At 58.7% G+C, this 25,377-nt stretch carries 18 protein-coding genes; 11 read left to right on the top strand and 7 right to left on the bottom strand.

What is annotated here, in order from left to right:
* Window positions 1–270 precede the first annotated feature (270 nt).
* Window positions 271–1,572, top strand: coding sequence for a hypothetical protein (locus QMX86_RS19675; RefSeq protein WP_282384984.1), 1,302 nt, complete (start codon window positions 271–273; stop codon window positions 1,570–1,572).
* Window positions 1,573–1,633: 61 nt separating this feature from the next.
* On the opposite strand, the gene QMX86_RS19670 is transcribed toward QMX86_RS19675, so the two are convergent.
* Window positions 1,634–6,529, bottom strand: coding sequence for an NAD-glutamate dehydrogenase (locus QMX86_RS19670; protein WP_130929761.1), 4,896 nt, complete (start codon window positions 6,527–6,529; stop codon window positions 1,634–1,636).
* A 479-nt stretch (window positions 6,530–7,008) separates the two neighbouring features.
* Complete coding sequence (locus QMX86_RS19665) at window positions 7,009–8,403, bottom strand: hypothetical protein (RefSeq protein ID WP_282384988.1); 1,395 nt, start codon at window positions 8,401–8,403, stop codon at window positions 7,009–7,011.
* A 292-nt stretch (window positions 8,404–8,695) separates the two neighbouring features.
* Between QMX86_RS19665 and QMX86_RS19660 the strand changes: the two genes are divergently transcribed.
* The 9 genes from QMX86_RS19660 to QMX86_RS19620 all read left to right on the top strand — a co-directional run bounded on the left by QMX86_RS19660 (window position 8,696) and on the right by QMX86_RS19620 (window position 18,956).
* Window positions 8,696–9,052, top strand: coding sequence for a hypothetical protein (locus QMX86_RS19660; protein ID WP_110647060.1), 357 nt, complete (start codon window positions 8,696–8,698; stop codon window positions 9,050–9,052).
* Between the two features lie 519 nt (window positions 9,053–9,571).
* Window positions 9,572–10,219: a hypothetical protein gene (locus QMX86_RS19655; protein ID WP_273528761.1), complete on the top strand. Its 648-nt coding sequence runs from the start codon at window positions 9,572–9,574 to the stop codon at window positions 10,217–10,219.
* 26 nt (window positions 10,220–10,245) lie between these two features.
* A complete protein-coding gene (locus QMX86_RS19650; protein WP_282384990.1) occupies window positions 10,246–11,952 on the top strand; it encodes an ATP-binding cassette domain-containing protein in 1,707 nt (568 codons plus the stop codon).
* A gap of 167 nt (window positions 11,953–12,119) precedes the next feature.
* Entirely contained in the window at window positions 12,120–13,079 is a 960-nt protein-coding gene (locus tag QMX86_RS19645; protein ID WP_007913915.1) for a MoxR family ATPase, read from the top strand.
* 5 nt (window positions 13,080–13,084) lie between these two features.
* Window positions 13,085–14,029, top strand: coding sequence for a DUF58 domain-containing protein (locus tag QMX86_RS19640; RefSeq protein WP_016774988.1), 945 nt, complete (start codon window positions 13,085–13,087; stop codon window positions 14,027–14,029).
* Window positions 14,026–14,523 (top strand): DUF4381 domain-containing protein, encoded by a 498-nt coding sequence (locus QMX86_RS19635; protein ID WP_042606790.1) that lies wholly within the window; start codon window positions 14,026–14,028, stop codon window positions 14,521–14,523. The genes QMX86_RS19640 and QMX86_RS19635 overlap by 4 nt, the downstream gene beginning before the upstream one ends.
* Window positions 14,516–15,595, top strand: coding sequence for a VWA domain-containing protein (locus QMX86_RS19630; protein WP_243241099.1), 1,080 nt, complete (start codon window positions 14,516–14,518; stop codon window positions 15,593–15,595). Before QMX86_RS19635 ends, QMX86_RS19630 begins: the two co-directional genes overlap by 8 nt.
* On the top strand, window positions 15,592–17,328 hold the full coding sequence (locus QMX86_RS19625; RefSeq protein ID WP_282384997.1) for a tetratricopeptide repeat protein: 1,737 nt from the start codon (window positions 15,592–15,594) through the stop codon (window positions 17,326–17,328). Before QMX86_RS19630 ends, QMX86_RS19625 begins: the two co-directional genes overlap by 4 nt.
* Window positions 17,325–18,956 carry a BatD family protein gene (locus QMX86_RS19620; protein WP_122704043.1) on the top strand — a complete coding sequence of 544 codons (1,632 nt, stop codon included), beginning with the start codon at window positions 17,325–17,327 and terminating at the stop codon, window positions 18,954–18,956. Before QMX86_RS19625 ends, QMX86_RS19620 begins: the two co-directional genes overlap by 4 nt.
* 88 nt (window positions 18,957–19,044) lie before the next feature.
* Here QMX86_RS19620 and QMX86_RS19615 read toward each other — a convergent pair whose 3' ends face one another.
* The 5 genes from QMX86_RS19615 to QMX86_RS19595 form a co-directional block, all read right to left on the bottom strand.
* Window positions 19,045–19,347: a hypothetical protein gene (locus QMX86_RS19615; protein WP_071172683.1), complete on the bottom strand. Its 303-nt coding sequence runs from the start codon at window positions 19,345–19,347 to the stop codon at window positions 19,045–19,047.
* Window positions 19,348–19,428: 81 nt separating this feature from the next.
* Entirely contained in the window at window positions 19,429–20,274 is an 846-nt protein-coding gene (locus QMX86_RS19610) for a hypothetical protein (RefSeq protein ID WP_282385001.1), read from the bottom strand.
* A gap of 64 nt (window positions 20,275–20,338) precedes the next feature.
* Window positions 20,339–20,701: a ribonuclease toxin immunity protein CdiI gene (cdiI, locus tag QMX86_RS19605; RefSeq protein WP_071172684.1), complete on the bottom strand. Its 363-nt coding sequence runs from the start codon at window positions 20,699–20,701 to the stop codon at window positions 20,339–20,341.
* Between the two features lie 256 nt (window positions 20,702–20,957).
* Window positions 20,958–21,401, bottom strand: a complete 444-nt coding sequence (locus QMX86_RS19600) for a hypothetical protein (protein ID WP_130930007.1) — start codon at window positions 21,399–21,401, stop codon at window positions 20,958–20,960.
* Window positions 21,402–21,827: 426 nt separating this feature from the next.
* On the bottom strand, window positions 21,828–22,304 hold the full coding sequence (locus QMX86_RS19595) for a hypothetical protein (protein WP_071172687.1): 477 nt from the start codon (window positions 22,302–22,304) through the stop codon (window positions 21,828–21,830).
* A gap of 723 nt (window positions 22,305–23,027) precedes the next feature.
* Between QMX86_RS19595 and QMX86_RS19590 the strand changes: the two genes are divergently transcribed.
* The coding region (locus QMX86_RS19590) for a toxin VasX (protein WP_349016906.1) at window positions 23,028–25,377 on the top strand (2,350 nt) is incomplete at its 3' end.

The raw sequence follows: 25,377 nt of genomic DNA, 5'->3' as shown, positions 1-25,377 counted from the left end.
GGCTCGCTCCCACATTTGGAATGCGAATCCCTGAGGGAGCGAGCCTGCTCGCGAAGGCGCCAGACCAGACACCACAAAAACCTCTGACATTAAAGCCCGCCAAGACTGGCCATCCTGCTGCCAAATCCACAATCATCCCCCGCTGTCCACTGTCAGGTCTGACAGTGGACAGCGCGACCGAAAGCTTCCCAAATACCAGCACTGCGTTGATTTGCCGGTCTCTATCGACTGATCGCTTTACGCAAAAACAGCGTATTCGAGGAGCTGACCATGACTGAAGTCAAAGACACCGCCGTGCATAACCTGGACCCCACTTTCGGCCCCGACAAAAATGGCCTCACCTGGTTTGAATATCCCGATCAGGAAAACGGCTTCGCCAACGCAGTTACCGTCGCGGCGGACGGCAAGCTGCTGATCGCCGCCAGTGCGGGCAACAAGTTCGCCATTGTGCGGTTGAAGCCTGATGGCACACAGGACGCTTCGTTTGCCCGGGATGGCGTGGCGACCGGGGTTTTCGCGCAGGGCTATAAATCCACGGGTGGCAGCATCAGCATCCTCAAGAACAACAATCTGTTGCTTCAGGGTGCCTTTGTCCTACACGAATACGCACGACCACAGCGCTGCTTGGCAATGTTTCGCAATGACGGAACGCCCGAGAGCGGATTTGGCGACAACGGCGTGGTCATCGTTAGCCAGATTCCGTTGCCCGCCCTCGTGTCGTCCGAGGTAGCACCGGAGCAAAAACGCACTACGGCATCCGATTACAGTGGCCATGCCATTGAACTGGCCGACGGAAAACTGATGGTCCTGAGCAATCATCAATATTCCCCCAATGACCAATACGGTCTTTTGATCAGGCTGCATAGCGACGGGGCTCTGGACACTTCCTTTGGCCAAGGTCAGGGTTACATCACGATTCGATACCTGGACAATTCCACGTGGGCTGGCTCACTGATCCGGCTGCAGGACGGCAAATTCGCCATCGCAGGTTACGTTTCACGTAAAGACCGCTACCGCGCAATGATCGCCCTCTTCGACGCCGCAGGTAAGCCTGTCAGCAGCTTTGGCGATAACGGTTTTGCCCTGTTCGACCGCCTGGACAAGCTCAGTCAGATCAACCAACTGGTGGAAATGCCTGATGGCAACATCCTCGGCATCGGTAGCGCCACCTCGGAGGATCTTGTTCACAGGGGCGTCCTGGTTTGTGTCGACAGAAATGGCAAATACGCCAGCGACTTCAATGAAGGGAGGCCAGTCCTGACGTCTTATTCCGATGCGCCTTTCGGCATCCAATGGACTGCTGGCACGCTGCGAGAAGGCGTACACATCGTGTTGCTTTCCAGCACCCACGGCGAAGAAGACTCCGAAATCGTCATTGCCCAGTTCAAATCGGACGGCGCTCCGGATCGCGGTTTTGCCGACGACGGTGTGCTGGTGATCAATCTGACCGACGTGCTCGACATGGCGGGAGGCCTTGCTATTCAGAACAATCAGATTGTCGTAACCGGAACATCCCTGCCCCGTGCCGACGGCGTTGGTAGCTTCGCCTTCCGCTGCGCCGATACGCTCTGAATGACAGACAAGAAAAAGCCCCGCCTCTTTCGAGAGCGGGGCTTTCTCATTCAGCCACTACTTACGCCAGTTCAAGCTCGGCATTCGCAGCAACCGCAGGCACGATTACTTGCCCGCTCAACGCCAGATCCAGCAGTTCACGGTTGGCTACCGCGTACATGGCGTAGTCCGTACCGCTCGCAGCACGGATCTCCACCAGCATGGCGCGCCAGCGTTCGATCATGCTTTCGTGCTGGGCCATCCACAGCGCCAGGCGTGCTTCCACATCCTGGGAGCCGTCGCCCTGTTGCAGGACGGAGATGGTGATCGCCCGCTGCTGCCAGTCGACGTCATCACGGAACGCTTCACGGGCCAGAGCCTGCCAGTTGTTTTCCACCGGCAAGGCGCTGATCTGTTGCAGGTACCAGGTGATGTCCAGCGCAGAGCCGACGGCGAAGTAAGCCTTGGCCACTTCGGCCGGGTCCTGCCCGGTGACGTCGGCGGCTTCGATGATCGGCAGCAGCGTGTACAGGTGCGAGGTGCCCGCAACCATACGCGCCAGCAATTCCGGTACACCGGCTTCGACGTACGCCTGATAGCGCGACTGCCAGTTCTCGCGGATTTCGCCGCTGAGCAGTTCGTCGAGTTTCAGACCCAGTTCTTTCAGGTGCGGACCGAAATGCGCGACGTCACGGGCAGCGTTCTGCTCGTTGCGGCGGGCACGCAGGAACCAGCGCGTGGCGCGACGGCCCAGACGCATCAGCTCGTCCATCAGCTCCAGCTGCACATCAGCGGAAACCTGATAGTCCAGCGCTTCGATCTGACGGAACCAGTGCGGGAGGTGGAAGATGTCACGCACGATCACGTAAGCGCCAGCCACGTTCGCCGGGCTCATGCCGGTCGACTCTTTGAGTCGTTGCACGAAGGTGATGCCCATGTGGTTGACCAGATCGTTGGCGATCTGGGTGCTGACGATCTCGCGCTTCAGACGGTGACGACGCATGGCTTCGGAGAACTTGCTGACCAGTGTCGGCGGGAACGCCGTTTCCATGTCGCGGGTCAGGTAATCGTCGTCCGGCACCAGCGAGCCCAGCAGCTGCTCTTTCAGGTCGATCTTGCTGTAGGAGATCAGCACCGACAGCTCAGGACGGGTCAGGCCGTGGCCCTCAGCGACGCGCTCGGTCAGTTGCTCTTCGGTCGGCAGGAACTCGATGGCACGGTCCAGCTTGCCACGGCCTTCCAGATCGCTCATCAGACGCTTGTACTCAGCGATGCGCGCGTAGGCACGGCGCGCCGCCAGGGACAGGGCCTGAGTCTGCTTGTAGTTGTTGCCCAGCACCAGATTGCCGACTTCGTCGGTCATGCTCGCCAGCAACTGGTTGCGTTGCTTGTCGGTCATGTCACCGGCCTGAACCACTTCGTTCAGCAGGATCTTGATGTTCACTTCGTGGTCGGAGCAGTCCACGCCACCGGCGTTGTCGATGAAGTCGGTGTTGGAACCGCCGCCATTGAGACCGAATTCCACACGACCCAGTTGGGTCATGCCGAGGTTACCGCCCTCGCCCACGACTTTGCAGCGCAGCTCGTTACCGTTGACGCGCAGCGCATCGTTGGCCTTGTCGCCGACATCGGCGTGGCTTTCGGTGCTGGCCTTGACGTAGGTGCCGATACCGCCGTTCCACAACAGATCCACCGGCGCCTTGAGCAAGGCGTTGAGCAGTTCGGTCGGGGTCAGCTTGTCAGCCTGGATGTCGAAGCGTTCTTTCATCTGCGGCGAGATCGCGATGCTCTTCGCGCTGCGCGAGAAGATACCGCCACCTTCGGACATGATGCTGGTGTCGTAGTCGGTCCAGGCCGAACGCGGCAGATCGAACAGACGCTGACGCTCGACGAAACTGGTCGCCGGGTTCGGGTTCGGGTCGATGAAGATGTGCATGTGGTTGAACGCAGCGACCAGTTGCAGCTTGTCGGACATCAACAGGCCGTTACCGAACACGTCGCCGGCCATGTCGCCGACGCCAACCACGGTGATGCTGTCTTCCTGAACATTGATGCCGCGCTCGCGGAAGTGGCGCTGTACGCCGACCCACGCGCCTTTGGCGGTGATGCCCATTTTCTTGTGGTCGTAACCGGCCGAACCACCGGACGCAAACGCGTCACCCAGCCAGAAGCCGTAGTCGATGGCGATGCCGTTGGCGATGTCGGAGAAGGTTGCAGTGCCCTTGTCCGCCGCGACCACCAGGTACGGGTCATCATCGTCATGACGCACGACGTTGACCGGCGGCACCAGGGCGCCGTCCTTCAGGTTGTCGGTGATGTCCAACAGGCCGGAAATGAAGATGCGGTAGCAGGCGATGCCCTCGGCCGCGATCTCGTCACGGCTGCCGCCCAGTGGCAGGCGACGCGGCAGGAAGCCGCCCTTCGCGCCTACTGGCACGATGACCGAGTTCTTCACTTGCTGGGCTTTTACCAGGCCGAGCACTTCGGTACGGAAGTCTTCTTCACGATCGGACCAGCGCAGGCCACCACGAGCAACGTTGCCGAAGCGCAGGTGCACGCCTTCGACGCGTGGCGAGTAAACGAAGATTTCAAACTTCGGCACTGGCTTGGGCAGCTCAGGGATCGCATGCGGGTTGAACTTGAAGCTGAAGTACGACTTGTTCTGGCCGTTGGCGTCAGTCTGATAGAAGTTGGTGCGCAGGGTGGCTTTGATCAGGTCGAGGTAACGACGCAGGATGCGGTCTTCGTTGAGTACCTGAACATCGTCCAGTGCAGTCAGAATCGCTTGTTCCAGCCGCAGTTGCTTGTCTTCCAGATCATCGCTGCCGAGCTTGCGCGCCAGGTAGAAACGGGTCTTGAACAACCGGGTCAGTTCGCGAGCGATGTCGGTGTGGTTGTTCAGGGTGCTGGCGATGTAACCCAGGTCGAAGCCCAGACGAATCTGCTTCAGGTAACGGGCGTAGGCACGCAGAAGTGCTACGTCGCGCCATGGCAGACCGGCGGTCAGCACCAGACGGTTGAACGCGTCGTTTTCGGCATCGCCGCGCACGATGTGCACGAACGCGTCCTGCAGGGTGTCGTTGAGTTGCTGGATGTCGAGGTCCAGACCTTCAGCGGCGGTGAAAGCGAAATCGTGAATCCAGAACTCGCGGCCGTTGGTGTGGCGCAGGCGATACGGGAATTCACCCAGTACGCGCAGGCCGAGATTTTCCAGAATCGGCAGGACGTCGGACAGCGCCAGCGGCGTGTCGGCGTGATACAGCTTGCAATGCAGCTCGCGCTGGCCGGAGACCTGACCGAGCGGCTGATAGAAGCTCATCACCAGCGGATTTTTTTCGTTGAGGCTCAGCAGGTGCTGCATGTCGACCACGGCCGAATGCGCAGCGAAACGCTCGCGGTAGCCGGCCGGGAAGCCTTTCGGGAAGTCGGCCAGCACGTTGGTGCCGTGGGCTTCGCCGAAGCTTTCGACGGTCAGTGCGGCGTAGTCGTCCTGCCAGCTGCGGCAGGCCTGGACCACTTCTTTTTCCAGCAGCAGCGGGTCGATGTCGAGGCGGTTCTTCGGATCGACACGCAGAATCAGCTGCACGCGGGCCAGCACGGATTCCGAGAAGAAGGTCCAGAACTCGCAATCGGAAGCCTTCAGGCGCTCCATCAGCACTTGCTGGATCTTCTGGCGGACTTCGGTGGAGTAAATGTCGCGCGGCACATAGGCCAGGCAGTAGCAGAAGCGACCGTACGGGTCTTTGCGCAGGAACACGCGGATCTTGTTGCGTTCCTGGATCTGCACGATCGACATCACGGTGGTGAACAGTTCGTCGACCGGGGTCTGGAACAGGTCGTCACGCGGCAGCACTTCGAGGACCTGCGCCAGTTCCTTGCCCAGGTGAGCCTTGGACTGGAAGCCGGAGCGGCGCTCGATTTCTTCGACCTTGCGGCGGATGAACGGGATGACCCGCACGCTCTCGCCGTACACCGACGAGGTGTACAGGCCCATGAAGCGATGTTCCTTGATGACTTTGCCGTCGGCGTCGATTTCACGGATCGACACATAATCCGGGTAAGCCGGACGGTGTACGCGGCTCGGGTGCGCAGCCTTGGCGAACGACAGCAGGGTCGGTTCGCGCAGGTAGGACACGGCGTAGTCTTCGATGCGCAGGTCTTCGTAGGTCAGGCCGGTGCGCAGCAGTTTGGTCAGGCCGAGGAAGGAGTTCCGGTCGTACTCGATGTGGCCGCCATCGGCCTGATCGGTAACCACAAACTCTTCGTAGCCGAGGAAGGTGAAGTGGTTGCCCACCAGCCATTCCAGGAAGCTCTTGATTTCGTTCTTTTCGTCGGCATCGACCGGATAGGCGCTGTTATCGAGCTGGGTGAGGATGTCCTGCACCTTGGCTTTCATCGGCTCGAAGTCAGCGACGGCTACGCGCACTTCACCGAGCACCTGCTCAAGCTCTTTGCTCAGCACGTTCAGCTCGGCCGCGTTGGCGCAACGGTCGATTTCCAGGTACATCAGCGATTCGTGCAGCACGCCTTCGCCGGTGCTGCCTTTTGGCAGGACTTCCAGCAATTCGCCCTTGCTGCCACGACGTACGCTGAGCACGGTGGTCTGCAGGGTGTGAATGCTGTAGCCGCGACGGTTCAGCTCGGTGCGCACCGAGTCGACCAGAAATGGCAGGTCGTGGTGCAGCACTTCGACCGCGGTGTGGGTCGACTGCCAGCCGTGGCGTTCGTAATCGGGGTTGTAGACACGCACTTGCGGTTGCGCGTGATCGAAGCGCTCAAGCAGGCGCCACGCAGAAAGAGTACAGCCAGCGAGGTCGGAGAGACGACGTTGAGTCAGCTCGTCCAGGGAAATGATGCCGAAGAATTGTTCAGCGAACAGCGCCACTTGTGGCAGTGCCTGTTCACTGATGTGCTGCGCCAGTGCCGCTTGCAGTTGGTGCTGGAAGTCGGCTTTGCTGGCTGCGGTGAAGAACGCCATCTGTGGTACTCCGCTTAAGCTTGTTATTGATGGAAAGCGTCGCGTGCAACACCCCTTTCGGGGCTGGTGTCGCCCTGTTCCTGATTCTCGGGCAGAGGAAACAGGGAGACAGGTGGGTGAAGCTGGACGGGACACTCAGGTCACATTCACCTTCCATGAATGAGCATCTGCAAAAGCGACTGCCAGCACTGCCGGCAATGCCTTTACGGGTGCTCATCCGTTGCGCAGCTTAATGGGTGCGACAATGTGTCTGCTTGCGGTGCTGCGACATATTCGGTCATTGGCACGTAAATGCAGGGTTTGGCCTGCATCAACACTAGCAGGCGTGCGCCGAAATGCAGGTTCGAAACCCCGGTTTCACGGGACTTTCGTGCCAGGTCGGTCGCCGAGGACGTTACATATCCGGAAACGAAAACGCCCAAGGCCCTGTTATCGACCCTGAGCGTGGCATCCGGTTCAGCGCCAGCGGTTGACGCGGATCAGTCCGGCAGTTCCTCAAAGGCTCTGAATTTGCTCACCGTGGCGCAGTCGTAGCACATCGTCTGCAGGATCTGCTTGTCCATGCTGGCGTCAATGTTGCTCGAATCGCATTCGCGGCAGAACAGGCGCAGATGGCTGAGCAAGTCGCTGTCGAACGCCACGGCGGAAAAGAACTGCGGGACCAGTTCGTCACGCCAGTACATGCCCGGCGATTTGGAAAATCCGGCGCCGCTGTCCTTGAGCACCACGTCGTAGAGCAAGCGCTGCAAGGCCGTTTGCGGTACTCGCGCATCGCGATGGGCGTTCTTGCGCCAGTTGCGCGCGAGCGCGTCCTGCGCCGTGCCCAGCATGTTGCGCGGTATGGTGTTGGAGGCGTGACTGCGCCCTTTGGAATTGCCGGTGGCATAAAAGTGCGCGGCGTTTCGTACCGCCAGGCGGGCGAAGTAATACAACTGACTCACCGAGAAGTCCTGCAGCAACTGCCCGACCACCTCCTCGGCACGGGCCTCGGCCGTGAAGGCAAAATCCACTTCAGCGGCCAGCACACGGATGTATTGAAGGGACGCTTCGCGGGCGAGACTGAAGACCAGCGAATAGATTTCGCTCTTCCAGGCGGCTTTGACGCTGCCCGACAACTCCTGATACAGCACCTGATACAAATTCTCGCGGGCACAGCGCGTTACGCCATCGAGCGTGACGCTGGGCAGCCAGCGCACCGCGCTGTACTCGCGGATATTGCAGCCTTCGCTGCGATCGAAGGCGTTGATGTCGGAATCGGTGGAAACTGCCAGCACCCCGGCTTCGTGCAGGCCTTTGAGCAGCTCTTCACGGGCCTCGAACGTCAGGGCGAGCAGCTCTTCTCTGGATGGCGCATTTAACGGCGCAATCCATTCAACGGTCGCGCCGTAACCATCATCCAGCAAAGCGAGCAACGTCAGCTTCTGCACAAACCCCAGATTGGCGTAAGGCACTGCGGGGCATCGCGCGCCATATCGAGCTTCCAATTCCAGGCGATCACGCGTGGCCCGGGCGGCAAGCTGCTGCTGGCGCACCTTGAAACATTCTGTGCAGCTGCAAGTCATGTGGCGGGTATTGGTGCCGGGAAGGCTTTGCTGGTGCTCACAGCGTACGCATTTGAATGTACTGCGCAGCGAAAGCGGAGTACCCCTGGCGTGTCGGCGCACCCACATCGGCAGTTTGCAGTAAGGACAGCTGAGGTCGGCACTGATGACCGGGGGCAAAACCTTGAGCAGACTGCGCACCGTTGCAGGGATCTGAAATTCCGCCATCAGCGCGGCAGTTTTTTCGCCTTCGAGATAGCGCTTGTAGATTTCCTCGATCTGTTCATCGGACAGGTGGCGGATTTCTTCGGCGCGATCGAAATATTGGGTCATGGCAAAGTTCCCTTTTGGGGTTGTCGTAACGCACTCCATTGCGCAAGAGCGCCGAAACTAACGGTAAAAAGGCCGCGATCACAAGCGAAAAATCGCAATTTCGGGTGGATTTTGCGCATCCGGTAATCGCCTTACGCTGGTGTCGGATTTTCCCTTCTCGCTACTCGGAACCGGGCGACAGAAATGTCCTGCTTTGCCACTTTTTACCGATGCAGGCAGCGCAAACCGGTTGAGACTGGCAAAATCGCGCCTTCGAACAGACTCACCGCCGCCACTGCCCAGGATTTCCCCCATGCAAATGACCACCGCCCTACTGATCGTCAACCCGTGCGACGACGAAGAAGACAACATGGCCATGCTCTGCTGCCACAGCGACAAGGGCGAGATGTTCCTGATGAGCCGTTACCCGGATGAGGATGAGCTGGAGATCACCCTGGATGGCGAGCCTTCGACGCTTGACGGGGTGAAGGTCACGCTGACTTCGAAACTGCTGAAGATCGAGATTGCTGCGGCGGATGCCGATGCGTTGAATGGCGATGATGTGCTGGAGATCAGCTTCAACCCGGATATGGTGGATATGGATGAGGTTGTTGAGACTTTGAAGAATATTCTCGATGGGACAGGAACTTTTGTAATTAATCTGGAATAACCAGTTCGGCTCGCATGACAAGATAAATGACGACGGCATTTGATCGCCTCTTATGCCATCGTCATTAATTGCACGCTAATTGACACCTCTACAAGTTCTAAACACCTGCAAACCATAATTCGCGCTAATTTTCCGCATAGAACGCCGCTGTGTTTAACAGCACGAAGTTCGATCCTACTACTCCTCAAGAAGCGCCCTACGCAATCATCGGAAGCCGTCTGATTGCGGGTTCAACTCTCCCTTGTTATTACTCGTTGCGCTTGCAAAAAAACATGCAAGCTCGGCGCGCAAAAAAATGCCGACAACGTGATATTCAATGGAGTCATATGTAATGGGTAGAAAACGTTCTGAAATAAACACCTTCGATGATTTGCCTTATGGCTCGGGCCACTTTGAAGGTTTCCTGGCGACGGAACTGGACTTCTTCGCCTCACTGACCCGCTGACTCGGCCTCCCGATCAGCCAATCCTGAAAATGCCGAAAGTCGATCTTTCGGCATTCAAGCCTACGAGGCTCACCATGTCAGAGCGTGAGATTTCATCCAGGGAAGCGTTTGTCCGAATAAACAATGTTATCCAGACACTGGGTTTGAGAGCGCGAGTGCGCTATGTCGATGACGGTAATCTGGTCGCTACTGCCGAAGCTTTGCAGATCATCATTATCAAAGACGAGTCAGAAGTTTATCTGGCAGTTGCATTACCACGAACCGGCCCCGGCGACCGACATATATCCGCAATCGGCTCCGGCTGTTCTTTGGACATATTTATCGCCATCCAAAGAGCGGTAACGGAGCAATTCCAATCAAACGCCTTATACGACGCCAACGATGAAATTGCGGATCGAAAGGTACTTGATGTGCTTTGTCAATCCGAGAAACTGAGACAGCTGATAGACTTCGCACCTGTTAAAAACGTGAAGCTCAATACCTTGGCACCCCCAAAAAACCTGCTTGCACTCTCTGTTCCTGAACAACTTTCCTTGCTCCGAAAAAACCTGAGCGGTATGAACAAAGTCCTGTTTTTCAGAACAGTCATGGAGTATCCCGGGACCAACGTAGTTACCCAGACTTATATCCCGGGTCTCGAACGATTCAACATAATCAGAAATGGCCAACCCGTAGCTCCTCAGCACATTCTGCTCGGCACCAGGAGCTCGCCAACGGCGTGATCCAAAACGACCACAGGCACATACTCATGCAGACATTTATAAGAACAGCCTGCGAGAAACATCGACTCCTGCTGGTGATGACAATAGGCGCAACCATCACCCTGAAAATCCTGGCCCTGGCCCCTCATTTGTTATTGGGCAAGATCGTCGATTCACTAAACGATGCCGATCACACAACGCTGCGTACGCTGCTTTATTTCACCGCAGCTTTTACGCTGGCCGGTTGCATTCAGTCGATGACCACCCCCCTGCAAACGCTGCTGCTCTCAAAGCTTGTCCAGCGAATTGTCATGGGTGCTTCCATCAATTGGATGGCGCGGTTGATGGGCAAGGATTTTTCCCAGTTCGGCACGTGGCGAATAGGACAGTTCATCAAGTCGGTCGAGCGCGGAATCACTGCCCACGAACAGTTGCTGATGTTCTTCGTCACTACAGGTTTCCCCCTGTGTCTGGAGTTTCTTATTGTGGCCGGCGCATTCTGGTATATGGGCGGAGCCTGGGTTTTCTGCGCGCTAGCTGGCCTCGGTGGCTGTTATCTCTACGCAACTCACCGGATCATTCGATGGCGCAGAAAACACATCGATGCTGTTAATGACCAGGAGGATGAGCTGAGTGCAACCTTGGTCAATACTTTGAGGGCTGGTAAATCGATAAAACTGGAACGCGCCGAACGCACGGCCCTGCAACCCTTGAACCGAGCATTTGAGCGCTACGCCAACGCTGCTGTAACCGTAGCAGGCTCGGGCGGACTGTTGAGCGCGGCGAAGATTTTGTTTATCAGCCTGTCCACCGGCGGTTTGTTGGCTTGGGGAGTCATGGATCAGACGTCCGGACAAGCAAGTATCAGCGTCGGTCAGTTGGTAGCCATTTTCTCTATTGCTGGTACGTTCCTGTTGAATGTATCGGCGCTGACCGAAGGCTATCGGGTGCTGGATCAATTCTCGGCTGATCAACGGCGACTCAAAGAATTACTTGCAACTGCTGACTTCGATAACGATCGCCGCAATGACTCTGATGCGTTGCATAACCTATCAACATTACGGCTCGAGCCCTGCGAGATCACCCATAACGGTGTTGCGCAGCTATCAATTGCCAGCCAGATCAGCTTCCGACAGGGCCAATCCGTCGCGATCATCGGGCCCAGCGGCGCTGGCAAATCGACGTTACTCGAAGCGCTGGCAGGACTGGATTTTTCGGTGCGGCCCCGGCTGTTCATCGACGAGCTGTGCATAGATCGCTTAAATGCTCGCGTTCATCTGGAAACGGTGCGTTACAGCCCCCAGTCTCCGCAGTTCCTGGAAGGAAGTTTTGAACAGTCCGTACTTTTCGGTGTTGAGCAGTCGAAAACATTGAACGAGGCAATTCAATCTCTCCAGCTTGATGAAATCATTGGCCGAGGTCACATCGCTGAAAACGCCACCAATATCTCCGGAGGTGAAGCGAAGCGGCTTTCGTTGCTGCGACTCCTGAATCGACCGGGCAAATTCAATCTGTTTGATGAGCCGAGTGCTTCGATTGAACCGAAACTCGCCACACCAGTGTGGGATTTGCTATTCAAGACATTCGCTGGACAGGGCTTTATATGTGTCACTCATGATGTTGAACATCTCCATCGTTTTGACCGCGTGCTCGTCATGCAGCGGGGCGCCATCGTTGATGAAGGCAAATGGTGCGAACTGCTTGAGCGCCCCGCCATCAAGGTCATATTGAACAGCTTGCACACGCAGACCTGAATCGTAGCAACGTCCAGAAACGGCCCTACACAGTGCAAACGGAGGCCGATACTGACAAATCGCGCAAATGCCGTTAGTCGCCGCCCCCCACGATGGATTAAAGTAACGCCCCCAGCCCCGGCGTTATCCGAACGCCCCGGCCACCCCCTTTCCAGGAACAGTCACCGATGGAACATCGTGAAGCGCTGCTGGCGCTGCGAACCTTTCTTTCAACGCAGATTCTCGGCCAGGAAAAACTCATCGAGCGATTGCTCATCGCCCTGCTCGCCGACGGCCATATGCTGGTCGAGGGCGCTCCCGGTCTGGCCAAGACCAAAGCGATCAAAGAACTCGCCGAGGGCATCGAAGCCCAGTTCCATCGAATTCAGTTCACCCCCGACCTGCTGCCGGCCGACATCACCGGCACCGAAATCTACCGTCCGGAAACCGGCAGCTTCGTGTTCCAGCAAGGGCCGATCTTTCACAACCTGGTGCTGGCCGACGAAATCAACCGTGCGCCGGCCAAGGTGCAATCGGCCCTGCTCGAAGCGATGGCCGAGCGTCAGGTCAGCGTCGGGCGCAGCACCTATGAGCTGTCGCCGCTGTTTCTGGTGATGGCCACGCAGAACCCGATCGAACAGGAAGGCACCTATCCGCTGCCAGAAGCCCAGCTCGACCGTTTCCTTATGCACGTCAAGATCGGCTTCCCCGACGCCGCTGTCGAACGGCGCATCCTGCAACAGGCGCGCGGCGAGGCGTTGAACGGCGAGACCAAGCCCGAGCGTCGGGTCAGCCAGCAGGCGATCTTCGCCGCGCGCAAGGAAATCCTCGGTTTGTACATGGCCGACGCAGTGGAGGAATACCTGGTGCAACTGGTCATGGCCACGCGCAACCCGGCCAAGTTCGACCCGGAAATGGCCGAGTGGATCGCCTACGGTGCCAGTCCGCGCGGTTCGATCGCCCTCGATCGCTGCGCCCGCGCCCACGCTTGGCTGGCCGGTCGCGACTTCGTTAGCCCGGAGGACATTCAGGCCGTGCTGTTCGACGTGTTGCGCCACCGCATCATTCTGTCGTTCGAAGCCGAAGCTGCTGGCATCGATCAGGATCGCGTGGTGCAGCGGATTCTCGACGTCGTCGCCGTCGCTTGACCCCCATGAACGCCGCCCTGCCCTCCGAACCCGGTATCCGCATCAGCCTCGCCGAGCTGATCGAAATGCGTCACCGCGTGCGCGAGGTACAGCTGTTTTCCACGCCGAGTCAGCGCAGCCCGCTGATCGGCCTGCATCACTCGAAATTCCGTGGCCGTGGCGTCGACTTCGACCAAGTGCGGGTGTATCAGGCCGGTGACGACGTGCGCACCATCGACTGGCGCGTCACTGCGCGCACGCAGGAACCGCACACCAAGCTGTTCCACGAAGAGCGCGAACGACCGATTTTCATCATGGTCGAGCAAAGCACGCGGCTGTTTTTCGGTTCGGGGCTGATGTTCAAATCGGTACTGGCGGCGCAGGTCGCGGCGCTGATCGGCTGGGCCGCGCTGGGGCACAACGACCGCGTCGGCGGGCTGGTGTTTGGTGATAACGAGCACTACGAAATCAAGCCTCGGCGCAGCAAACAGAGCCTGCTGCAATTGCTCAACCGTCTGGTCAAGGTTAATCAGTCGCTGCACAGCGAGCGCGAGCCGGATCGCGATGCCTTCGGCGTGGCCCTGCGCCGCGCGCGGGAAGTGCTGCGCCCGGGCAGTCTGGCCATCGTCATTTGCGATGAACGCGCGTTGTCCGACAGCGCCGAACAACAACTGAGTTTGCTGGCGCGGCATTGCGATCTGCTGATGCTGCCGCTGTCCGATCCGCTCGATCACGCGCTGCCCGCCGCCGGCCTGCTGCGCTTCGCCGAACGTGGCGCGCAGTTGGAAATCGACACGCTGAACTTCGACCTGCGCCAGACCTACCGCGCCCAGGCCGAAGCGCGCATCGCTCGCTGGGAATTGCTCGCACAAAAGCTGCGGGTGTTGCTGATGCCGTTGAGCACGCAGAGCGAAATGGTCGAGCAGATGCGCGAGTTCCTGAATCCGCAGCGTCCGGGGAAAGGTCGATGAACGGCCTCGAACAACTGCAACCGCTGATCTCGCCGCCGCCGATCGCCTTCTGGCCACCGGCGCCGGGCTGGTGGCTGCTACTTCTGCTGTTGCCGCTGCTGGGCTTTGCCGTGTGGAAGTTGCGCCGCTTCATTCCGATGAAGAAACGCCCGGTGGTACGCGCCGAGCAACCGCTGGATCCGGTGCGCATCGCCGCGCTCGCCGAACTGGCGCAAATGCCCAAGCCTTACGATGGCGCTCCGGCCGGCGCCTGGCTGCAACAACTCAACGGCCTGCTCAAACGCCTGTGCCGCAACCACTATCCGTACAGCCAGAGCCACACCCTCAACGGGCGCAAATGGCTGGCCTTCCTCGATAACCGCTGCCCCGCTGCCGGCCTGACGCGCTGGATGGTGCTGGTTGAAGGCGCGTACAAACCGGAATGCAAACTCGACGACAAAGCCATCGCCGGCCTGACCCAAGCGGTCGACACGTGGATTCGCAAACATGTTTGAGTTCGCCTGGCCTTGGATCTTTGTGCTGTTGCCGCTGCCGTGGCTGATGCGTCTGATCCTGCCGGTGGCCGACAGCGGCGAGCCGGCATTGAAAGTCAGTTTCCTCGCCGACCTCGAAGGCCTCGCCCGCCGCCGCGCGCGTGCGAACTTGCCGGCCTGGCGGCAGCAGGCGCCATTTATCTTGCTGTGGCTGATTCTGCTGACCGCCGCCGCGCGCCCGCAATGGCTCGGCGAACCGCTGCCGATTGCCGCCAGTGGCCGTGATCTGCTGGTGGCGGTGGACGTGTCCGGTTCGATGGATTTTCCCGACATGCAATGGCAGGACGAAGAAGTCAGTCGTCTGTCGCTGGTGCAGCACTTGCTCGGCGATTTCCTCGAAAGCCGCGACGGCGATCGCGTCGGTCTGATCCTGTTCGGCAGCCAGGCCTACCTGCAAGCGCCGCTGACCTTCGATCGGCGCACCGTTCGCATCTGGCTCGACGAAGCGCGGATCGGTATCGCCGGCAAGAACACCGCGATCGGCGATGCCATCGGTCTGGCCCTGAAACGTCTGCGTCTGCGCCCGGCGCAAAGTCGCGTGCTGATCCTGGTCACCGACGGCGCCAACAACGGCGGCGAAATCAATCCGCTGACCGCCGCAAAACTGGCCGCCAGCGAAGGCGTCAGAATCTATCCAATCGGCATCGGCGCCAATCCCGAGGACAGCGGCTCGACCGGCCTGCTCGGGGTCAATCCGAGCCTTGATCTGGACGAACCGGCGCTCAAGGCCATCGCCGAAATCACCGGCGGCCAGTACTTCCGCGCCCACGACGGCCTGGAGCTGCAAGCGATCAAGGACACCCTCGATCAGCTCGAACCGGTGACCCAGCAACCGACTCAGGCACGTCCGGCGCAAGCCTTGTATCACTGGCCGCTGGCATTGGCGCTGTGGTTGAGTCTGTTGCTGGTCGTCCGCGAACTGTGGCCGGATAACCCGCTGCAACGCCTGTTCAGCAAGCAACTGTATTTGCAAAGTCCGCTGCCGGACTGGCGTCAGCGCTTGCAGCGTTTGCGCCTGCGGAGGCGCCGATGATCGCGCTCTGGCCGCACTGGTTCCGCCCTTGGTGGCTGTTGCTGTTGCCGCTGCTCGGCTGGCTGCTCTGGCAACTCTGGCACCGACAGAAACGCGCCGGTCGCTGGCAGATGATTCTGCCGCCGGCATTTCACGCTGCGCTGCTCAGTGGCGGCAGCGGGCGCCAGAGCAAACTGCCGTGGATCGCCCTTGGCGTGGCCTGGTTGCTGACCATTCTGGCCTTGCTCGGGCCGAGCTGGGAGCGCGTCGAACAGACCAGCCAGAAACCCGCCGATCCGCTGGTGGTGGTGCTCGAACTGACCCCGGAAATGCTCGCCGCCGACTCGCCGCCGACGCGTCTGGAACAGGCGCGGCGCAAGCTGTTCGACCTGTTGCAGGCGCGCAGCGATGCGCAGACCGCCATCGTCGTTTATGCCGGCAGCGCGCACACGCTGGTGCCGCTGTCGGATGATCTGGCGACCAGTCGCAACCTGCTCGACGCGCTCAAGCCGTCGCTGATGCCGGAAGCCGGCCACCGCGCCGATCTGGCCGTGGACAAGGCGCTGGCATTGCTCAAGCAAGGTGCGCTGGGACAGGGACGGATTTTGCTGATCGGTTCGTCGCTCAACGAAGAGGAACGGCGCGGCATTCGCCGTGCGCTGAATGGCGAGTCCACGCAACTGCTGATGCTCGGCATCGGCACCGCTGAAGGTGCGCCGATCGCCCAGGAGGACGGCAGCTTCCTCAAGGACGAGCAAGGCGCGATCCGCGTGCCGCAACTCGACAGTCCCGGCCTGGCGACTTTCCTCAACAGCGTGGGCGGTGAGTATCACCCGGCGCGACTCGACGAAGCTGATCTCGGCGCCCTTGGCCTGCTCAACGGCCCGCGCAGCCTGCGCGACGACGGCCAGACCGTGCGCCTCGATACGTGGGCCGATCAGGGTTACTGGCTGCTGTTGCCGCTGTTGTTGCTCGCCGCCTGTGCCGGGCGCCGTGGCTGGCTGTTCTGCCTGCCGCTGCTGTGGTGCCTGCCGCAACCGAGCTACGCTTTCGACTTCGAAGACTTGTGGCTGCGCCCCGATCAACAGGGTTTGCACTTGCTCAAGCAGAAACGCCCGGCCGAAGCCGCGCAGCATTTCGATGATCATCAATGGCAAGGGGTGGCGTTGTACGAGGCCGGCGACTACAGTGGCGCCGCTCAGCGTTTTGCCGAGGGCAGCGATGCCCGCGCCCACTACAATCGTGGCAACGCTTTGGCCAAAAGCGGCGAGCTGGAAGCAGCGATCGACGCTTATGAACAGGCGCTGGAACTGCAACCGGATCTGCGTCCGGCGCAGACCAACAAGACGCTGGTGGAAAACCTGTTGAAGCAGAAAAACGCCCCGCCGCCGCCCGTACCGGACAACCAGCCGAACCAACAAAGTCTGCCCGGCGATGAGCCCTCGCCCACCACCGCGCCCCCTCCGGCGGTCAGCAGCGAAACTCAGAGCGAGGCGCAACCGGCCGAGTCGGCCAGCGAACCGCCGCCGACCGCCCCGCCGCTGCCCGGCCCTCACGAAATACCCGGCAGTGCCGAGGAAGAGGAAACCGACACGGTGCCGACCCTGCGCCCGAGCGAGAACAACCTCGAAGGCGAGCAGCGTCAGGCGCTCGAACAATGGCTGGGCAAGATCCCGGACGACCCGGGCGAGCTGCTCAGGCGCAAATTCTGGTACGAACAGCAACAACATCAGGATCAGGAAAACAATCGATGACCCGCTTCACCGCTCTCTTGCTGCCCCTGCTGATCTGCACGGCCACCGCTCAGGCGGCCGAGCTGACCGCCAGCGTGGATCGCAGTCGCCTGAACTCCGGCGAGACGGTCGAGCTCACCCTCGAAACTGACGACGTCACCCAGTTCGGCAAGCCCGACCTGTCGGCGCTGGAAGCGCTGTTCGAAGTGCGCGGCACGCGCCAGGTCAACCAGCTCAACACCCTCAACGGCGACAATCGCGCGACCACACGCTGGATCATCACCCTGCTGCCGAAAGAGAACGGCAGCGTAGTGATTCCGCCGCTGCAACTGGGCGAAGCGCAGAGCCAGCCGATCACCGTGCAGGTGATCGCCAGCGATAACCGCGAAGACAACAACAGCCTTGATCCGGTGTTCATCGAAGCCAGCCTCGATCAGACCAGCGTTTACGTGCAGGCCCAGGCCATCCTGACCCTGCGCATCTATCATTCAGTCTCGCTGTACGACGATAGCAGCCTGAGCCCGCTGCAAATCGCCGATGCGCGCATCGAACAACTTGGCGACACGCGCACCTACGAAAAAGACATCAATGGCCTGCGCCACGGCGTGATCGAGATGCGCTACGCGATCTACCCGCAACACAGCGGCCTGCTGACGATCGCCCCGCAGACCTTCAGCGCCACGCTGGTCGATACCGCGCCATCGGCAGACGCCTCGGGGCCGAAGCCCGGCAAACTGATGCGCGTGAGCTCGGCGTCGATTCCACTGACGGTCAAACCGAAACCGCTGACCTACCCGGTCGATGCGCCATGGCTGCCGGCGCGCAGCCTCAGCCTCAGCGAGAGCTGGAGCCCGGAACCGGACCACACCCAGGTCGGCGATTCCCTGACCCGCAGCCTGACCCTGAAAGTCGAAGGCCTCGCCAGCTCGCAACTGCCGGCCCTGCCCGCCACCGACGTCAACGGCCTGCGCCGCTACCCCGACCAACCGGTGCTGAGCAACCAGAGCAGCGACCGCGGGATCATCGGCAGCCGCGAAGAACGCGAAGCACTGGTGCCAAGCCGCAGCGGCGCGATCGACCTGCCAACCGTCGACGTGGTCTGGTGGAACACCTTCGAAGACCACCTCGAACACAGCAGCCTGCCCGCGCGCACCCTGCAAGTGGCGAACAACCCCAGCCTGCAAATCGACACCCCGGCCGGCACCCTGCAACCGAGCACGCCCGACAACGACACCCTGTGGTGGTGGAAACTCAGCACCCTGATCCTCGCCTGCACCACTCTGCTCGGCTTCGGCCTCTGGTGGCGCGCCCGCTGGCAACCGGCAATCCACCGCGCCGCCCAGACCGGCCCGAGTCCACGCACCCTGCTCGACGACATCAAACGCGCCAGCCAGGCCAACGACCCCCACGCCACCCGCCAGGCACTGGACGCCTGGGCGCGGCAGCAGCCGGAGACACTGGCGGACATGGCGGCGCGGTTTGTGCCGTTATCGGATGCGTTGGATGGCTTGAACGGCGCGCTGTACAGCGAGACCGGGCAGCATTGGCAGGGTGAGGATTTGTGGCGGGCGATTCGAACGATTCCCGCCGCCGAGCGCGTGCAGGATCCGGTGAGTGAGAGTGGATTGCCGCCGCTTTATCCGAAGTGAAAAGCACAAGATCGCAGCCTTTGGCAGGCCCTACGGATTGTGTAGTGGGCTGCCGAAGGCTGCGATCTTTTGATCTCAAAGTCGGGGATCAATACTCGAATTTCGTTTTGACTTGTTCGCCTTCGCGGTAGGAGAGGACGAATGACTTCCATGGCTCGCCACGCTTGACTGCGCTGTCCTGTAATTCGCGGACCAGACGTAGAATTATCGCGCCGTTGATGTCTTCCTCGACATTCCAGTCCTCGACGCCGTCTTTCTCAACGCATAGCTCCGTCTCGATGTAGCCCTCCCCCAACTCCACGCCATAACGGAACGCGTCATAGCCATGGACGATGCCGGCTTCGACCAACTGAAAGATCTCTTGGACGATCTTTATGTCTTCGGTAATCACTGTAAAACCTCCAGATTGCGGCTGAAGCTGAGTTTCTCTGAGATGTCCAACCCCTAAGCTATTAGTGTCCCGCGCTTCTCCTCATACGCCGCCAACTTCTACATAGACAGCCTCAACGATGGCGTCGTCTTCTTCGAAATCAGGCACATAAAACCTTAAACCCACGCCAGTGGCACTGAAGCCTGAATCATTGAAAACTAGAACCTCTCCTCGCTTGGCCAAAAACTGTCGAACCACAAGCGCATTCTCACCGACCAGTTTCTGGTTGTCCCAAACAAGCTCACTCCATTTCAAAAACTCAACGCCAACGACCCGGTAGCGCTCATCAAAGTAAACGTGCACGCCTAAATCATCGTAAGCGTCGGTCGGTACTGTCGAATCTTCGGCTTTGTAAAACGCCTCAAACCGACCACCAAGCGCCTTCCTTGATTCTTCTCGGGACATGCCAGCATGGATCAATCCCAGATCACCGCGACTTAAAAAACTAAATACCATTGTCATTTTTGCCGGGATCCCCTGAACCAAGAAAGATACGCAATTCCTTCCAAGATGGTCAGGCTTGCGCATTCTGCACCTATGGATAACTCGCTGGTGGTAGCCCTGATAATCAAATCCTTCTGGAATATCCGGCCAGACTGGCTTGCGCAGCAGTGCATCCAAATCGTCGAAAATATCCCTGAAAAAATTGGCGAGATCCATGAAGTCCGTTCGTGAATTCAGTAACGCGGCTTTCAACATGACATCATCTGTATTTTCTTTGGCGGATGCCGCTCTGGACATATTGTAGAAAGCGTTTGCTAGCCTTTCCGCTAACTCGTCTTCCCAGTTCAGCTTGTAATCAGCTCCCCAACTGTCACCATCAAAATTACCGGCTTTATCTTTAACCAACTGGATAATCAGTTTCTTTACTGACTCGAAATCATTCATCTTTTAACTTTCTCTTGATCGGAGATCTTTTGGCTGCGCTAGACAAATGGAACACTTCTACTTATCAGATATAGCTCCCACTTAAGAGAACATCTACTTCAGCGTTACTTTCAGGATGGCGCTGTAGGTATTTATCACAAGCTAGCCGAAGGTATTCCATGCAAACCTCTTCACTGACAACAATTGTGTCTGCATCGCTAGAGGGACACCCATAAGAAAACTCCACTCCTTCGAAATGACCCTCTTCAAATGAGCTATTTACATCAGGGAAGTTACAGTATGCTCCATCAACACTGAACCCCCAACGCCTAACAATATAGCCGGCTGCCTCGATGAAACGGCCATCATCATACATCCTGTCAAAATACCCTTTGACAATCCAATAAGGGTCTGACTGGCGGTATGGCTGACCGAACAACTCCTTCATAACAACCTCACTTCATTGCCGGATCAAACACTGTCATTTCTTGAGTCTTCTGAATCGGAAACAATGTCCAACTCGTCCCACAGCATCGACAAGCCTATGCTTTCCATATAAGTCCCAAAATCCAGAAAAGGCGCAACGCCGATCGCCTCAACTGAAAACCAGGTAGCGTCGCACTCTGGGCACATGAATAACTCTTTCCCAGTGGCCTTAACATGGGCACAGACAATGTAATCCTGCTGACATCTTGGGCAGATGATCATCTCTGGCTCATGTTAGAGCACGACGCCGTTAAATGAATTTCGCGGCGCAGATTGATATATAAAGTGGTGATCAAGTCGTCGTCATCGTCAACGTAAAACCCCATACCCAACTCACCGACTTCAAATCCGTCATCGTCAATGACGGGATCAATACCGTGGCGACGAAACAAAGCCAACACGTCCGTGGATGTTTCGCCTACCAGCTTGTGGCCGTTCCAGGACACCGTGCTTCTTTCGAAAAACTCTACCCCTTTAACCATATCTCGCGCGTCGTAGTAGACATGAAGGTCGAGCTGAAAATAAGCATCCGTAGTATTCAAGGAGTCAGCTGTTTTCCAGAACACTTCGAAACCGGCTCCAAGAATGTCGCGCACTTGTCCTCTGGACAACTTGCCATTCAAAGGGCCGACCGCTCCGTACTCCGCAATTGAAAAGTCCATTTGAAGCCTCTTGCTGGCGAACAATCCAGTCCCCACTCTTACCCGAAAGCGTGTGGCGCGCTCTATCATAGTTCCTTAATATAGGAAGAAAAGTTTCCGCCACCTTGATCAATATGTAGTCGCCCGCATTTATTGCATCGATAAACAGTAGTAGCACCCGCACCTATCTGCTGATAGAACTCTTCCTCAGACAACCAACGGTCTGCCAAGGCAGCACCCAGCTCATCTATCTTTCGCTCGGCAACCATTGAAAACTCTAACTCGGACGTACCATGAGACAAATTGATTATCTGACCGCACACACAGGAAAATTTAGGCATTGTATTGGTGGCTCAGCTCAAGAAACGTAAAAGCTCGCCCACGCTCTTGAGGCGGGCGCATCAAGACAAAAAATCTTTTATCAGCGAGGCATTGGGAAGGGATCAATCATTGTTTCACCTGATAAAACGTAACCACCGGGCCGTAATTCCCATCCGAGTTCGACACCTCGACAGTGAATAATGTGTCCGGGAATTTCTCCTTCAACACCATTCGCCAGGCAAACCCGATCATCTCGCACAGCTGAAGAAATATTCTGGGCAATACACCATTTCCGTATTGGCCAAAAACATCATAAATCTTCACATAATTCATAAGCCGCTCAACCTCCGCCATGTCGCCAGCGGCCAGGTTCACGCAGCGCGCGAACGCTTCGTGTGAAAAATTTCGCTCGAGGAAGACGCCTCCCTCAGACACGATGAACGTGGGGAACAGCAACGTGGAAAACATCAATATCTGTTCCGGGTGGCATTGGTCGTTGATATACGAATGAATATCCAGGCCTTCCTGATTTGCCCATTGCTGCTTCCACGCGTCATAGGGTTCAGTGTCGATGACGAAGGGTAAAGAGTTGATCAGATGCATTGCATGGGCTCCAGACACGATTTTCCGCCGCGGATGACCTCGGGGGGACAGACCTCTGTTTATCAGAACTTGTTTTGTCCCTGGTTCTGCTCCATTACCCGCACGATCCAGCGAGATACTGGGATTGGCAACGACGATGCCATCGGACTGCGCTCATAGTGGCTGCAAGACCATGATGTTTGCCAGCAGGAACGTCTGTCCGCGGTTGGGCATGCCAATGAACTGATGAGTTCGCCCACAGGAGCAGGAGACTGGTGCGCGAGGAATACGAACGACGAACGTCCATGTAGAAGATCCTGTAACGGGCAATAATCGATCTGATCAGGTGCCATGCTCGGCCGGACAGCGGCGCGGATGAGCGCAAAGAGTCGCTGGCGTCTCTGCACTAGCGCATCAGCCGGCATGATATTAGGTGGCCACTATTTTGGCGTCAATCAATCGATGGGTTGAACAATCGGTTTCGATGAGCGGTACAGCTCGTATCCTCGGGCAATGCGCCTGTTAAAGGCTCTGTTTGCCCTGCGTCGGTTTGCGAGCGCGGGTAGGCCTTCAGCGTTACTCACGATTCATCCGAAGTAACCTCTGTAAGATTTCGGACGATCCCTTGTAGGTTTCATCCCGAGTGTTCGATTCCTACGCAAAACACAGAAAGATCTGACTGCTGTCGTTTTCCAGATACACGCACATTTCTCTGTCACAAATAGACACAGGGAAATGTGCTCAATGATGCACCCCGCCAACCTTGCGGCAGCCGCCGCGTCCAAAGCCCCGATCATCGGCCCCGCCGCCTGCCCCTTGCGCAACACCCACGTTCAACTATTGCCCCTCGCGTACGGCCTTGTCGAAAAACCCTTCGCCCCCAGCACCGAAATCACGCTGCCGTACACTCTGACCACGCGCCCCATGGGCATCCGCCGCCTGCGCGACGGTTGGCTGTACATCGTCGACAGTCTCAACGGTGAGCTGTACGAATATCGCGTGCTCGACGGTGTCATCAGCGCATTGCTGCATCGCGGCAAAAGCGTCAGCGAGGATCAGCGCAGCGCCATCGAAGAACGTCCGGCGTTGATCTTCTCGCGCAAAAGCACCCTCTACGTGACCTTCGCCGACGTGCAGTTGAGCGCGGCGAAATGCCGACAGGTGCTGGACAGCGCGGAGGAGCGCGAGCACTTCATGCAGGCGGTCGATCTCGGCCCGGTGCATTGTCTGATCGGCGGCGAGCATTTGCTCACCGTGGCTCAGGCGAAACAGTGGCTGGCGGAAGTGGCCTGCACAGCGAAACCGCTGGCCGAGGCAGACGCCACGCGGATGCCGGCGGTGCAGGTCAGCGATGCGCCCGAGCACGAACGCGAACCTTATCTGTGGGAAAACCCACGGCGTTTTCGCGAGGCGCATATCGGCGAATTTCTTGGCCGGGTGCGCGGACCTTATCAGGACGACACGCTGTTTCTGCTGGTCAACGACGACCTCGGCGTGATGCGCGATCTGGCTGATTATCAGGACCTGGTGGTCGGCTGGATCGAGCAGTGGAGCAACACCGACAACAACGAGCGCGACTATCTGCTGGCCAGTTACATCGAGTCGCTGAGCCAGTTGGGCGCTCAGGATTTCGACACCCTGGCCAAGGCCAGCGACGATCCGCGCGCCCAGGCATTGTTCGCTGAACTGGAGCAATTGCCCGAGCCGGATCGGGAAAATACCCGGCAGGCGCTGCTCGACTATTTGAACAAGGGTGGTGAGGTTGTCCCGACCGATACCCAGGCTCGACCTGAACTGCAGCAACAGCGCGAAAAGGCTTTGAACGAGTCATTGGCGCTGAACCGCTTCGACGGCGTTGCCCCGGATTTCACCGCGCACGCTCGCGTCACCGCCGAGGCGGATCGACGCTTTTACACCCGTGAATATTTTCTCGAAGTGGCCCCGGCCGATTTCGTCGAGCGTCATCTGAGCACACTGGTCGAGCTCGGCAAGGATCAGAACAGGCGCATGAAAGACGTGCTCGACGGCCCGTTGCTCAGCGGCAAACGCGGCATCAATGACCTGATCGACCGTCCGGCCATGGACGAGGTGCTGAACAGTCATCGCGACAACCTCGGACGCTGGAATCGCCTGCTCGAACGCATCACCGCCGATCGCGCGCAACTGCTGTGCGCCGGGCGTTTCCATCGCTCGGCGTGGTATTTCGACGGCCAAGTGCAGATCGATCAGGCGCTCGCCAGCGAATACGCTTGCCTCAAGGACATCGGCCGTAGCGACGCGGCCAATGAGCAAATGCTCGGTTACCTCGAACAACACCCGCAACTGACCCGCCCGCTGTTTTACACCTTGCCGCTGCGCTTGCAGACCGAACAGGCCGGGCAATATTCAACGCTGTTCAACGCCGGCATGGCGATGTTCAACAACCTGCCGGACTGGCTGGCCAAATTGCAGAGCATCGAGCAGCCGCAGCTGCCGGCCCTCGACGATCTGCCCGCACACAGCCGCGTCCTCGCCGATGCCGTGCAGGACACCTACAGCCCGGCGCTGAACCTCGGCCTGAGCCGGGCGCTGGAAGGTTTTGATCTTGCCGGCGAGAAAATCCCCGACCTCGACGAACTGTTCCAGCGCTTGCCCAAAGCCCTGCGCCTGCGCGTCTTCGACGCCGCGCGAACCAGCGGCGTGACCTTCACCGTGTCCACTCCGGCGGAACAAGCGGCGCTGCAAGCCACGATCAAGGAAGTGCTGCGCGAACGCGACTACCTGAAAACCCTCAACCGCGAACGCAACCAGCTCACCCACAACAAAAACCGCCAGGGCCACAAAACCGCCCGGGCGGTGGAATTGCAGCAGGAAATCGTCCGCGTGCGCACGCAACTGGCGCTGTTCGAAGGCCGCCTCGCGGCAGCGTTAAGCCCGATTGATGAGGTGCCTGATCGCTCGGCGCGACTGTATGGCGCCACACCGGCGAAAGCGGGCGTGACGGTGGTGTTTCCGCCGGCGCAGCACCGGGAATTGCGCGGGTTGTTGGAGAATATTCGCGCGGGGGTGGCGGGGGTTTCGAAGGCGAGTCTGGTGCGGACGGAGGGGATGGGAT

The sequence above is a fragment of the Pseudomonas sp. PS01270 genome, assembly GCF_029959775.1.
Lineage (GTDB): Bacteria > Pseudomonadota > Gammaproteobacteria > Pseudomonadales > Pseudomonadaceae > Aquipseudomonas > Aquipseudomonas atacamensis.
This window is presented reverse-complemented; position numbering and strand designations above follow the sequence as displayed.

Excerpts from the sequence above, each read along its gene's own strand:
- QMX86_RS19610 (WP_282385001.1), bottom strand. The coding sequence starts at position 20,274 with ATGAATGATTTCGAGTCAGTAAAGAAACTGATTATCCAGTTGGTTAAA.
- QMX86_RS19630 (WP_243241099.1), top strand. The coding sequence starts at position 14,516 with ATGTTTGAGTTCGCCTGGCCTTGGATCTTTGTGCTGTTGCCGCTGCCG.
- QMX86_RS19645 (WP_007913915.1), top strand. The coding sequence starts at position 12,120 with ATGGAACATCGTGAAGCGCTGCTGGCGCTGCGAACCTTTCTTTCAACG.
- QMX86_RS19635 (WP_042606790.1), top strand. The coding sequence starts at position 14,026 with ATGAACGGCCTCGAACAACTGCAACCGCTGATCTCGCCGCCGCCGATC.
- QMX86_RS19670 (WP_130929761.1), bottom strand. The coding sequence starts at position 6,529 with ATGGCGTTCTTCACCGCAGCCAGCAAAGCCGACTTCCAGCACCAACTG.
- QMX86_RS19650 (WP_282384990.1), top strand. The coding sequence starts at position 10,246 with ATGCAGACATTTATAAGAACAGCCTGCGAGAAACATCGACTCCTGCTG.
- QMX86_RS19640 (WP_016774988.1), top strand. The coding sequence starts at position 13,085 with ATGAACGCCGCCCTGCCCTCCGAACCCGGTATCCGCATCAGCCTCGCC.
- QMX86_RS19600 (WP_130930007.1), bottom strand. The coding sequence starts at position 21,401 with ATGGACTTTTCAATTGCGGAGTACGGAGCGGTCGGCCCTTTGAATGGC.
- QMX86_RS19660 (WP_110647060.1), top strand. The coding sequence starts at position 8,696 with ATGCAAATGACCACCGCCCTACTGATCGTCAACCCGTGCGACGACGAA.
- QMX86_RS19675 (WP_282384984.1), top strand. The coding sequence starts at position 271 with ATGACTGAAGTCAAAGACACCGCCGTGCATAACCTGGACCCCACTTTC.
- QMX86_RS19665 (WP_282384988.1), bottom strand. The coding sequence starts at position 8,403 with ATGACCCAATATTTCGATCGCGCCGAAGAAATCCGCCACCTGTCCGAT.
- QMX86_RS19620 (WP_122704043.1), top strand. The coding sequence starts at position 17,325 with ATGACCCGCTTCACCGCTCTCTTGCTGCCCCTGCTGATCTGCACGGCC.
- QMX86_RS19625 (WP_282384997.1), top strand. The coding sequence starts at position 15,592 with ATGATCGCGCTCTGGCCGCACTGGTTCCGCCCTTGGTGGCTGTTGCTG.
- cdiI (WP_071172684.1), bottom strand. The coding sequence starts at position 20,701 with ATGAAGGAGTTGTTCGGTCAGCCATACCGCCAGTCAGACCCTTATTGG.
- QMX86_RS19595 (WP_071172687.1), bottom strand. The coding sequence starts at position 22,304 with ATGCATCTGATCAACTCTTTACCCTTCGTCATCGACACTGAACCCTAT.
- QMX86_RS19655 (WP_273528761.1), top strand. The coding sequence starts at position 9,572 with ATGTCAGAGCGTGAGATTTCATCCAGGGAAGCGTTTGTCCGAATAAAC.